Raw genomic sequence first — 11,987 nt, 5'->3', positions numbered from 1 at the left:
CTGTGGCGCGCATCATGACCGTGACATCAACGCGAGCATCAACCTATTGATGTTGGCCGACTGACAATCCTTCAGGGCAGGGACTGCCCGACGAGCTTGGTAAACAACCGTGGCTAGTAAGAGCACGGTCTTCCCAAGAAGCTCCCACTTCAATTTGCGAAGCGAATAAGTGCGAGTAGTTCACATATGTAGATCGGATAGCGAAACTGAAAGAAACCAAGTTTGATGGTGAGAAATACACCGGACAAGACGAGTAACGAGATGATTGGCACTCCCCAAAGCCAATTTAAAAAATTCGTGACAATATCGATAACTGCATATATATAACCACTTCAATTCCATTATTTTACTTAAATACCGTTTCCTAAAGTAAGGACTCTAAACATTTTTGTCAAAATAAAGGAGGAATATAGAATGAGAGTCGCCAAACATTTGGTCGTATCTGGACGTGTCCAAGGCGTCGGGTTTCGAAACTTTTCACAAGAGACAGCTCGCCAATACGGAATCAAAGGATGGGTGCGAAACTTGAATGACGGAACGGTCGAACTTCACGTAGAAGGCACAAATGAAGACATCGAGTCATTTCAAAAAGCTTTACAAGACGGAAATCGTTTCGTCGGCGTCGAGCGAATTGATGAAGCGAAGACAGACGATCAAGGATTCCGGAAGTTTGACATTCGTTATTAAACGCTTACATTCTCCTTCATGTCGAAGGGGATTTTTTTGTGAAATCTACATTTCAAAAAATTAAACCTCGAATTTTGGAGATGGGGTGGTCAAACGATAGGAAGTGTGTATAATGAAATAGACCAAGCGATATATTGTCAGAAAATTTAGTTATTATTTTTTTGTTAAGTCGTTCGGAATATCAAGTGTATGGAGGTAGTTGTATGAAAAAATCGACATTGTTCCCGTTAGCGTTTACGATTTTTGCTTTATTCTTTGGGGCCGGGAACTTGCTGTTCCCACCAGAGCTCGGCGCCTTGGCGGGGGAAAACCTCGTACCGGCGATGATCGGGTTCGTCATTACGGGTGTCGGTTTACCGCTTCTTGCTTTGTTCGCAGTCGCTCGGGTCGGCGGCGGAACAGACCAAATTGCTCGTTATATTCCAAAACGTCTCGCGCTCGTCTTGACGGGATTGATGTACGTAGCCATCGGGCCATTCTTCGGAATCCCACGTACGGCTGCTGTCACGTATGAAATGGGACTCGTTCCGTTTCTCGATGCACCTTCAACTTTGACACTCGCGATGAGTTCGACCGTCTTTTTCGGGTTGACGTTCTTCTTGACGCTTCGTGCTCAAAAGTTGATTGAAGTCATCGGACGAATCATCACACCAATCCTCTTGTTCTTGCTCGCAGCGATTGGAATCACGAACCTTGTCGCTCCACTCGGGGAGCCAGGAGCTCCAGCAGAAGGATTTGAGACATGGGTTGGCGCACTCGGCCAAGGTTTCCAACAAGGTTATTTGACGATGGATGTATTCGGGGCCCTCGTCTTTGGGGCAATCGTCCTCGTCACGTTGAAAGCCAATGGATTGAGTGACCAAAAAGAAGCGTCTTCACTCCTTCGCTCTGCAGGGATGCTCGCGGTTACCTGTTTGATGCTCGTCTACATTTCGCTCGGATCAATCGGTGCGAATATGACGGTCGCAGAAGGAACAACGAGTGGTGCAAGCCTTCTCCAAGCGTTCGCTGGTACGTCATACGGCCAAGTCGGAATGCTCGCTCTCGGGTTAGCAGTCTTCCTAGCTTGTTTGACGACAGCGGTCGGACTCATCTCAGAGTTCTCACGTTTCATCAGCAACCAGTTTGATTCACTCAAATACCACCATGTCGTCATCGCGACTACATTGTTCGGCTATTTGATCTCACTCGTCGGATTGGGCACGTTGATCCAAATCGCGGTCCCACTTCTCACGCTTCTCTATCCGGTCATGATCGCGCTCGTGCTCGTATCGGTGACAGAACGACTTCAGCGAAACCCTGGTGTGGCGATGAAAGCGACGATTTATACGGCGCTCGTGCTCTCGTTCTTTGAAACGTGGAACGGCATCCAGCCGTCTGCGGTCACTTCTTGGATCGGAAACTTACCAATGGCGGAAATCGGTCTTGCTTGGGCGGTTCCAACGATGATTGTCTATGCGATCACACTCCTTCTTCCGAAGGGTGCATCGCAAGAATCACTTGCTCAGTCACGCATCTCATAAGTCTAGCCCATCCTTTGGTCAAGGATGGGCTTTTTTCTGTCTTATTGTTTGCCCATATGTGAGCTCAAACAGTAAAATGGAAAGATGAAAAGGGAGTGACATGCGTTGACAACAAAACAAAAAAATCAATTGGCGATCCTCATGTTAAATATGTTTATCGCCGTCGCCGGCTTCGGGATCATCATCCCGATTATTCCGGATTACTTAAAGATGATTGGCGAAGGGGGAACCGCCGCCGGGTTGATGATTTCCGTATTTGCGGGTGCTCAGCTCGTCATGTCACCAATTGCGGGGAAATGGGCAGACGTGTACGGTCGTCGCTTGATGATTATTTTAGGTCTCATCGGATTTACCATCTCGATGGGCGTCTTCTATCTATCGGATAATTTAACGATCCTGCTTGTGTCGCGTGCCATTGGGGGAGTCGGGGCCGCGTTATTGATTCCTGCCATCTTTGCCTATGTCGCGGATATCACGACGCTCGAACAGCGAGCGCGAGGGAACAGTTATATTTCCGCGGCAATGTCACTAGGAATTGTCGTCGGACCAGGGATTGGTGGATTTTTTGCCGAGTTCGGGCTAAAGACGCCATTACTCGTCTCAGCAATCGTTTCGTTCATTGCTGTCATTTCATCCGTTCTTCTTTTAAAAGAACCGGACCGTGCTCCTTACGTGGAACCGAAAATAAAGGAATCATTACCGACACAATTGGTCATGTCGACACGTAAACCATACTTCTTCGTGTTATTGATCAACTTGGTCATGGCGTTCGGGCTCATGGCGTATGAATCAGTGCTTGGATTATATGTCAGCGAGATGTTCAGCGCGACGCCTCAAGAGATTGCGATCATGGTGACGGGAACGGGCGTCGTCAGTGTCATCGTCCAACTGTTCGCGGTAGACCGTTTAGTCGAGCTGATGGGAGAGGTCAAAGTCGTCCTCGCCTTCATCGCGCTCGCGGCGTTTGGTTTCTTATTATCGCTCTTCGCGGGAACGTATATGTTGTTCTTTGCAGTGACACTCGTCATTTTCTTGTCGACGTCCATCTTGCGCCCGGTATTGAACACGCTCGTCTCAAAACTTGCCGGAAACGAACAGGGACTCGCGATGGGGATGAACAACGCCTATATGAGCATCGGAAATATTTTAGGACCGACACTCGCGGGTATTGCGTTTGATATTGATATGCGCTATCCGTTCATCATGGGGCTGGTCTTGTTGCTCATTACGTATATAGGCACATGGAACTGGTCGAAACGGAAAGCGACCGTCATTTCGGAGTCATAAAGGAGGACGCTATGATTTACGTTGGTGTGACTGGATGGGGTGACCACGATCTGTTATACACGACCCCAGAGGAACGAAAACATAAACTATCGACATACGCGGGTCACTTCCCGACCGTTGAAGTCGATTCGACATTTTATGCGATACAGCCCGTGAAAAATTTCGAGAAGTGGGATACTGAGACACCGGACCATTTCCAATTCGTCGTCAAAGTTTCCCGGGAAATGAGCGGACATGACCGTGAACCGAAAACACCACTTATTGAATTGTTTGAGCGTTATCGTGTTTCGGTCGATCCATTAAAACAGGCAGGGAAGTTACGGGCCGTGCTCGTCCAGCTTCCGCCTTGGTTCGACGTATCGAAACCACATCTCGACTATTTGCGAACACTCCGTGCCGAACTCTCTGATTATGAGATTGCCATCGAGTTTCGTAATCCAACTTGGTTCTCTGAGGCGTTCCGGGATCGTACGCTTCAATTTTTAAAGGAACAGCGATTCATCAATACGATTTGTGATGAGCCACAGACGAAAGAAAGCAGTATTCCGTTCGTGCCGGTCGTGACACACCCTGAGGTAGCCGTCGTACGATTGCATGGACGTAATACGTCAGGTTGGCTTAAAAAGCCGGGGATGACGAGTCAGGAATGGCGGCACGTTCGATGTCTGTATCGCTATAGTGAAGAAGAACTTCAGGAGCTTGCCGCCGCGTTTCGCGAGATTGACCGTGAAGCGAAAGACGTGTATGTATACTTTAACAACAACTCGGCCGGGGACGCGGCTCCGAACGCCAAACGTTTGATTGAAATTCTCGGGCTCGAATACGAGCTTGCACCTAGACAAATTAGTCTGTTTTAGAAGGAAGGGATGGCCGTGACGAAACTTACTATTTTTCACTACAATGATCTTCACTCAAAGTTCGACCAATGGCCGAAACTTGTTTCATTTCTAGAAGAACGGCGTACGGACGATACACTCTATTTTGATTTAGGAGATCATGCCGATCGCACACATCCGGCGACTGAGGTGACGCGCGGAAAGTTGAACGTTCGCTTACTCGAGCGACTTCAACCGACGGCCGTCACGATTGGAAACAATGAAGGCATCACGTTTCCACACGATTGGTTAGCCGATCTATATGAAGAGGCGACGTTCCCGATTTTGCTTGGGAATGTGTATGAAGCAGACGGGTCGCGACCAGATTGGGTCGAAGAAACGCTTGTTCTTGAGCGTGATGGGTTGAAAATTGGCTTATTTGGTGTCACAGCCCCTTATGAAGAGTTGTATCCCGAACTTGGTTGGCAAATCGAATCGCCTTACGAAGCGACAAAGCGAGCGCTAGAGCGGTTGGCACATTGTGATGTCATCATCGCACTCAGTCATCTCGGTTTCTTCGGGGATGAACGATTAGCAGACATGTATCCTGACATTGACGTCATCCTCGGGGCCCATACGCATCACGTTTTAGATGAAGGCGTGACGACGAACGGAGTGCTCATTGCACAAGCCGGGAAATATGGGAAGTATGTCGGGGAAGTGACGCTGACGCTCGATGAGTCAGGAGTCGTTTCGAAAGAAGCTCGCCTCCACGAACTGTCACAACAATCAGATAGTCCAGATACGTTGGCGTTGTTAGATACAGAAGGGGCAGATGCCGAACGCCTCCTTGATATCACAATTGCAGAAACAGAAGGATATGCATCTGATTGGTTCGGGTATTCTCCGCTTGGTGAGTTGCTTGTAGAAGGGATGGTCGAATGGTGTGCAGCCGATGTCGGAATCATTCCGTCCGGAGTCGTCCTAGACGGTCTCGCTCCAGGAAAAGTCACGCTGAACATGTTGCATCGGATCTGTCCACATCCAATCAACCCATGTGTCCTGACGCTTGACGGTAAGACGCTCGAACGATTTTTACATGACGTAAATGAGGAAACGTTCACGAATATGCACGTCAGAGGTCTAGGATTCAGAGGCACCGTACTCGGTGAACCGAGTCTGTATCAAATCGAACAGCGGGACGGTCAGTACTACGTCATGGGAGAAAAGCTTGAACCGAATCGGACATATCGCGTCGCGACGGTCGATATGTTGACGTTTGGACCGCTCCTTCCATACTTAGCAGACCAGCCGAAGCGATATTTCATGCCGGAATTACTAAGGGATGTGTTGCGAGAGACAATCGTCGCTCGTCATGAGGTCATTCGAAAAGGATAGAGCCGTCATAGCGGGACATGCTATGATAACAGAGTGGAGGTGGGAGCGATGATTCGAGTGAATCGCCACGGATATACCGTTTTAGAAGAGAAGCGCGACGGATTTGACGAAGAAGCGTTTATCGCAAGGTATAGTGACGTGCTTGATAAATACGACTATATTGTCGGCGACTGGGGACACGGGCAGCTACGTTTGAAGGGGTTCTATGAACCACAATCAAAGTTAGCGACGTATGAGAACCGGATTGATCACGTGATGGACTATGTATACGAGTATTGTAATTTCGGATGTCCTTATTTCGTTCTGAAGAAAGAGACGGACATTAACGAAGAAGAGAGTGGTCCTGTCTTTGGTGGAACGAAGCAGAAACTGAAGTTGAAGCGGAAGTTCAACAAGACTGAAGAGAAAAATGCGTAAAGTGCTGAGCAATCAGCACTTTTTATATTTCTATATTACAGTTAATTTCCAAATATTTCGTTTAGGTAAAAAGTCATGACTTCGAGTTTAAGGGTTGGAAAAATGTGATAAATTGTCATTAAGGATAGCTACGTAGTTTTGGTTTTTGGAGTGAGGTGATTGGATGCAACATGTACAAACGACCGTCGGGGATCGGGATGACGTCCATAATCGAATTCATAATCTCGGACTAGGGATACTGGCCATGTTCTTTTTTGGCTTTCATATCATGATGACTTTTTATTTTACGGCGGCAGTCATTCTTTTTGAACTCATTCATGTGTTGATCGTCCGTCGCTTTGAATACAGCCACTCTTTTTTACGGAGTCGCGTTTTCAAAGTTACATCTCACCTAGCGTTTTCGCTCGGAGTGCTCTTGTTGATCTTATCCATGTCTCAGTTCTTTTTAGGTAACGTAATGATTCGTTAAACGGAAAGGGAAAAATCCTTTCCCTTTTTTATGTTTTTTTGAAACGTCCTTCAACCTTTTCACGTACACTGTAGAGAAGACTATAAAAAAGGATGGGTTACAATGAGATCTGAATGGAAACAACATGCACGACAAGCACTGAAAGGAAAATGGTGGCTCATGGCTGGATTGGCACTCTTGTTCATGATCATCAACGGGATTCCACAAGGATTTGCTCCACCTGTGGACCCGAATTCTACAGAGCCGCTCACATCGACAGACGTCACGTTAAGTTTCGTGTCGAACGTTCTTCAAATCTTGATTGCACCACTTGCCATCGGTTGGTCATGGCTCGCGCTTAACGTATCACGCGGAAATGGCGCATCACTCTCGACATTGTTCAAGCCGTTCCAAAAACGTTATTTGAAACATGTCATCACGTCTTTCGTGATGGGTGTGTTCCTCGTATTGTGGACGTTATTGCTCATCGTACCTGGAATCATCAAAGGATTCTCGTACTCGCTTACGCCGTATATCTTACGCGATCAGTCTGAGCTTTCGGCACTCGAAGCGATCACGGAATCGCGTCGTCTCATGGACGGGCACAAGATGGAAGCATTCATGCTCTTCTTGTCGTTCTTCGGATGGTTCCTCGTCGGTATTTTGACATTAGGGATTGGGTTCTTCTTCATCGGACCTTACTTCTCGACAACGTATGCGACGTTCTATGACTCGATTCGCGACAACCAAGTTGGTTCGGACGAGCCGGTACACGGAACGGAACAAGGATTCTAATCAAAAAAACGCCTCGCTCATTTTATTGAGCAAGGCGTTTTTTTTAGGCGTTGACTTCAGTTTTTTGTAAGTATGGTTTCAATGACAAGTGATGTTCAGCCACGACTTTACGAATCGTGCGTGTCTTCGAGCGCATGACGAGTGACGTCGTCTCGACGATATCATCCGTCAAGAACTTGACGCCATCGAGCAACTCACCTGAAGTGACACCCGTCGCAGCAAAGATGCAGTCGTCGCTCTTGACGAGGTCGTCGAGCGTAAGGAGTTGAAGTGGGTCTTCAATTCCCATTGAGATGACGCGAGCTGATTCCTCTTCGTTCATCGGATGTAAACGGGCCTGCATGTCTCCACCAAGCGCTTTGACAGCAGCGGCTGTGATGACTCCTTCAGGAGCTCCGCCTGTACTGATGAAAATATCGATTGGGTTCGATTTGACGGCAGCAGCGATTCCGGCAGAGACATCGCCATCCTCGAAGAGCTTGACACGTGCGCCGACATTCATGACGGCTTGACGAAGGTGTTCGTGGCGGTCACGGTCTTGCATGATGACCGTTACTTCTTCGATGCGCTTATTATTATATTTCGCAGCTTTTTCAATGATTGACTCGAGCGGTTCGTCGAGGGAGACTTTCCCTTTTAAGTTTGGACCGACGACAAGCTTGTCCATGTACATATCGGGTGCGTGGAGGAGGGCACCTTCATCAGCAACGGCGATGACGACCATCGCATCTCCAAGGCCTTTTGCGACAATGGATGTTCCTTCGAGTGGGTCGACAGCGATGTCAACTTTCGGACCGAATGTCGTTCCGAGTTTTTCCCCGATGTAGAGCATTGGGGCCTCATCGAGTTCACCTTCTCCGATGACAACTGTCGCATCCATGTTGACCGTTCCGAGAACTTCTCGCATCGCTGACGTTGCTGCATCATCGGCCTCGTTCTTTTGACCGCGTCCAATCCATTTCGATGATGCGAGTGCTGCTGCTTCTGTTGCCCGTACGATTTCTAATGCTAATTCACGTTCCATAATGTTGTACCCTCCACGTTATCTCTATTCAATGTGTTATACTTTTTACGGTTTAAATCCGTTGATTAGTGTATCACAATTTTATAAATGATGTAAATAGGACAGATTCTTTTCTCCTGACCGAAAAAGCATTAGTATTAACAGCAGGGGGGATCATCATGTATTTTGTGAATAGAGAGAAGATTAATCAGACACTGGAACAAATGGAGACGATGTTAGCGCACACCGATCAATTGACGGGGGATGCGTTCACGGTGGAGCTTGCGAAACAGCGAATGGCCGTCCTTCTTATGGAAGGTGTCATCGATGTTGGGAACTCGATGATTGACGGGTTCATTATGCGAGATCCGGGCAGTTATGAAGACATTGTCGACATCTTACTGGATGAGCGTGTACTTGATGAAACGACGGCGAACGCGACGAAAGCGCTCGTCGGATTACGTGCCTATTACGTTCGTGAGTTTGTGCACGCCGACGCATCAAAATTTGATGAGTGGGTGAAGACGTCAAAACAAGACTTCACGGCATTCTCCGCACAAGTTCGTCACTACTTAGAAGTCGAGCTTGGACCAGTGTCCGCATTCTTACCAGAAAGCGAGTGATTGGATGGAACCGATTAAAGGATATTTGTTTGATTTAGACGGCACGATGTATGCCGGTACAGAACCCGTTCAGGCAGCGGTTGATTTCGTCAACGAATTAGAAGCGACGGGCGTTCCGTATTTGTTCGTCACGAACAACGCATCGATGACACAACAACAGATCGCGGATAAATTGATTGCGATGGGCGCAAACGTGAAGGCGGAGAACGTCTTGACGAGCGCGATGGCGACGGCTTTTTATATTGAGAAGATGTCGCCAGGAGCAACCGTCTATATGATTGGGGAAGACGGACTCCGTCTCGCGTTAGAGTCTCGCGGTTTTCATGTCACGGACGAACCGAAGGCGGACTACGTGGTCATCGGACTCGACCGACACATCACGTATGAGAAGTTGGCGCGAGGCGCAATCGCCATCCGTTCGGGGGCTCGATTCATCTCGACGAATGGGGATATCGCCATTCCGACCGAACGTGGATTTTTACCGGGGAACGGATCACTCACGTCCGTGTTGACCGTGACGACGGAGAAAGATCCTTTCTTCATCGGAAAGCCGGAACCGGTCATGATTGACATCGCACTCGACATGATTGGGTTGAATAAAGAAGATGTCGTCATGGTAGGGGATAACTATCACACAGATATTTTATTTGGAATCAATGGTGGCATTCGTACACTCCATGTGAATTCAGGTGTACATGGACCGGCATTTATCCAAGAACAAGAAAAACTCCCAACCTATATGGTCGAGAGCTTAGATGAATGGAAGCATGAAAAAAAGGGATGACGAATGTCTCCCTTTTTGCTTAGAATACTTGTTCTACTTCGACGATGCCTGGTACTTCTTCGATGAGTGCACGCTCAATACCGGCTTTTAGCGTGATTGTTGAAGACGGGCAGCTGCCGCAAGCACCCATCAAACGGAGCTTGACGATGCCTTCTTCGACATCTACGAGTTCGACGTCTCCGCCGTCACGAAGCAAGAACGGACGCAATTTATCGAGCACTTCTTGGACTTGATCAAACATTTCCATGGTATCTACCCCTTTCTCGTTCTACTTTATTCTAGCAAGTTTGAGAGTGTTTCTCAATCATTTACGCTGAGCGTTTCATCATCGAGTAAGGGAAGGATTTTGTATAATGGTTTTGAGGGGGAATGAAGATGAAAATTACGGTATATGGGGCTGAAGTTCAATGTGCGAGTTGTGTCGGTGCACCGAGTTCGACCGAGACGTATGAATGGTTACAAAGTGCACTCGGACGAAAGTATCCAGAGCAATCCTTTTCGTTCGAATATATCGACTTCGAACAGAGTGAAGACGAGTTTGCACAGGCACTTAAAGAGGACGAATGGTTCTATCCGCTCGTCTTGTTAGACGGGGAAGTAATTGATGAAGGCGTCGTTCAGTTAAGAAAAGTATATGCGGCGATTGAAGCGAAGCAATCATAAATGAGTATTGACGACAGGCGGACCATGCGAAGGCAAGGTTCGTTTTTTGTTTACCTATTCTTTCGAAAACGATTTTACAACTTTTTACTAACGAGCTAAACTGAACATAACTTGCATAATTTTTATAATATTTTGAAAATTTAACGAAAACATTCATTGAAGGAGGACTGTTCAATGTTTGCTCGAAAACGAAACATGCCGATCCATTTAGACACCTCGTCCCAAATGGAGCACTTGTTGATCGCGTTACCGGAGGATTTAGAAAGACAACGTCAGTTGATTCGCCTCGAACGTGAAGATCTCGCTTATTTGCGTGCCTATCAACATGAACTACGTCAGTTGACACCCCGTTTAGTTGATGTGTTTTATGAGGAGCTCGAAAAGATTGATGAGATGAAAGACTTGATTCGGCAACACTCGTCTTCGGACAAATTGAAACTGACCCTCTCGAACCACATCATGGAGATGTTTGAAGGAAAGTTGAATGAAGCGTATATTAACAGACGCCTCGTGATTGCCAAACGTCATTATCTAATCGGCTTAAAAGGAAAGTGGTACATGGCTGCCTTCCAAAAAATATTTGAAACACTCGTCTTATCGATTCAAGATGAGCAGCTCGACGCCGAATCAAAAATGAAGTTGATGATGGCGGTTTCGAAAATCTTTAATTTTGAGCAACAGATCGTACTGGAGATGTTCGATGACGAAGCTGCAGTCGTTCGTGACCAAATGCAACTTGTGAAGGATGAAATCAGTCAAACGATCCAACAGGCTAGTGAAGACTTAGCGGCGCTCTCGCAAGAGGTCATGGCCAGTTTCCAGTCGATGAACGAGAGAGCGGATGACATGAAACATTCAAGTTCATTGACTCAGACGAAATTAAGGACAGTGCTTCATTCATCGGTGAGTGGGAAAGACGCCATCTTGTCCGAGACAGGCCGTCTCGATGAGATCACACGAGACCTTTCAGATTCTGCCCAAGAAATCAAAGCGCTCGAAAAGTTGATGAATGAGATCATGACGATTGCAGATTCGGTGAAACAGATTGCCAATCAGACGAACTTGCTCAGTTTGAATGCGGCCATCGAAGCGGCGCGGGCTGGAGAGCAAGGGAAAGGGTTCCAAGTCGTCGCTTCCGAGGTCCGGACGCTTGCGAGTCAGTCCAAGCAAGCAGCGGAAGAAGTTGAGGATTTGGTGAAGCGTTTGACGAATCAAATGGAAGAGACATCGAGTCGAGTGCTTTCAACCGAGCAAGAGATGAAGCAGACGATGGGACGAATCAATCAAGTGACGGATGCCTTCCTCCAGATCTCTGGTGACTCGGAACATGCCGACGGACAGATGGGGAGCCTTGCCGGGGACATCGATGAGATTGTGGAGTCGATTGCCGAACTCAAGCGGGCGACGACACAAATTGCGACATCTTCGACACAGTTGATGGATACGGCGCAACGATTGTAGATGTTCACATTACAAAAAGACGAACCAGGTCGTATGAAGCGACGTGATTCGTCAATCAGTGTAGTCGAGCCAAGCGCTCGACT

The 11,987-nt window shown here is 47.5% G+C and carries 14 protein-coding genes and 1 pseudogene; 12 read left to right on the top strand and 3 right to left on the bottom strand.

The window, feature by feature from the left end; genetic code table 11:
- Positions 1–185 precede the first annotated feature (185 nt).
- Positions 186–323, bottom strand: a pseudogene (locus tag PQI28_RS15620) (sodium:alanine symporter family protein); the annotation flags it as partial.
- A gap of 91 nt (positions 324–414) precedes the next feature.
- Here PQI28_RS15620 and PQI28_RS07140 point away from each other — a divergent pair.
- From PQI28_RS07140 to PQI28_RS07105, 8 genes are all read left to right on the top strand, one after another.
- Entirely contained in the window at positions 415–687 is a 273-nt protein-coding gene (locus tag PQI28_RS07140; RefSeq protein WP_339962842.1) for an acylphosphatase, read from the top strand.
- Between the two features lie 203 nt (positions 688–890).
- Entirely contained in the window at positions 891–2,210 is a 1,320-nt protein-coding gene (brnQ, locus tag PQI28_RS07135) for a branched-chain amino acid transport system II carrier protein (protein ID WP_339962841.1), read from the top strand.
- 105 nt (positions 2,211–2,315) lie between these two features.
- The gene (locus tag PQI28_RS07130) at positions 2,316–3,497 is read left to right on the top strand and encodes an MFS transporter (protein ID WP_339962840.1); all 1,182 of its coding nucleotides are present in this window, start codon (positions 2,316–2,318) and stop codon (positions 3,495–3,497) included.
- An 11-nt stretch (positions 3,498–3,508) separates the two neighbouring features.
- Entirely contained in the window at positions 3,509–4,354 is an 846-nt protein-coding gene (locus tag PQI28_RS07125) for a DUF72 domain-containing protein (RefSeq protein WP_337874611.1), read from the top strand.
- A gap of 9 nt (positions 4,355–4,363) precedes the next feature.
- Positions 4,364–5,710: a bifunctional metallophosphatase/5'-nucleotidase gene (locus tag PQI28_RS07120; protein WP_339962839.1), complete on the top strand. Its 1,347-nt coding sequence runs from the start codon at positions 4,364–4,366 to the stop codon at positions 5,708–5,710.
- Between the two features lie 48 nt (positions 5,711–5,758).
- The gene (locus tag PQI28_RS07115; protein ID WP_339962838.1) at positions 5,759–6,127 is read left to right on the top strand and encodes a YutD family protein; all 369 of its coding nucleotides are present in this window, start codon (positions 5,759–5,761) and stop codon (positions 6,125–6,127) included.
- Positions 6,128–6,290: 163 nt separating this feature from the next.
- Positions 6,291–6,596: a hypothetical protein gene (locus PQI28_RS07110; protein WP_074033530.1), complete on the top strand. Its 306-nt coding sequence runs from the start codon at positions 6,291–6,293 to the stop codon at positions 6,594–6,596.
- 102 nt (positions 6,597–6,698) lie between these two features.
- Positions 6,699–7,370 (top strand): DUF975 family protein, encoded by a 672-nt coding sequence (locus tag PQI28_RS07105; RefSeq protein ID WP_339962837.1) that lies wholly within the window; start codon positions 6,699–6,701, stop codon positions 7,368–7,370.
- 43 nt (positions 7,371–7,413) lie between these two features.
- Here PQI28_RS07105 and glpX read toward each other — a convergent pair whose 3' ends face one another.
- A complete protein-coding gene (glpX, locus tag PQI28_RS07100; RefSeq protein WP_047795127.1) occupies positions 7,414–8,394 on the bottom strand; it encodes a class II fructose-bisphosphatase in 981 nt (326 codons plus the stop codon).
- A gap of 158 nt (positions 8,395–8,552) precedes the next feature.
- Between glpX and PQI28_RS07095 the strand changes: the two genes are divergently transcribed.
- A complete protein-coding gene (locus PQI28_RS07095) occupies positions 8,553–8,996 on the top strand; it encodes a DUF86 domain-containing protein (RefSeq protein ID WP_074033528.1) in 444 nt (147 codons plus the stop codon).
- A gap of 4 nt (positions 8,997–9,000) precedes the next feature.
- Positions 9,001–9,780: a TIGR01457 family HAD-type hydrolase gene (locus PQI28_RS07090; protein ID WP_214693457.1), complete on the top strand. Its 780-nt coding sequence runs from the start codon at positions 9,001–9,003 to the stop codon at positions 9,778–9,780.
- A 19-nt stretch (positions 9,781–9,799) separates the two neighbouring features.
- On the opposite strand, the gene PQI28_RS07085 is transcribed toward PQI28_RS07090, so the two are convergent.
- Positions 9,800–10,027: a NifU family protein gene (locus PQI28_RS07085; protein ID WP_012726833.1), complete on the bottom strand. Its 228-nt coding sequence runs from the start codon at positions 10,025–10,027 to the stop codon at positions 9,800–9,802.
- Between the two features lie 128 nt (positions 10,028–10,155).
- Here PQI28_RS07085 and PQI28_RS07080 point away from each other — a divergent pair, with 128 nt between their 5' ends.
- Both PQI28_RS07080 and PQI28_RS07075 read left to right on the top strand, forming a co-directional pair.
- A complete protein-coding gene (locus PQI28_RS07080) occupies positions 10,156–10,443 on the top strand; it encodes a YuzD family protein (RefSeq protein ID WP_224861643.1) in 288 nt (95 codons plus the stop codon).
- Between the two features lie 174 nt (positions 10,444–10,617).
- The gene (locus tag PQI28_RS07075; RefSeq protein ID WP_339962835.1) at positions 10,618–11,904 is read left to right on the top strand and encodes a globin-coupled sensor protein; all 1,287 of its coding nucleotides are present in this window, start codon (positions 10,618–10,620) and stop codon (positions 11,902–11,904) included.
- The last annotated feature ends 83 nt before the right edge of the window (positions 11,905–11,987 follow it).

This window comes from Exiguobacterium sp. USCH10 (assembly GCF_037619445.1).
GTDB classification, from domain to species: Bacteria; Bacillota; Bacilli; order Exiguobacteriales; family Exiguobacteriaceae; genus Exiguobacterium; species Exiguobacterium aestuarii_A.
This window is presented reverse-complemented; position numbering and strand designations above follow the sequence as displayed.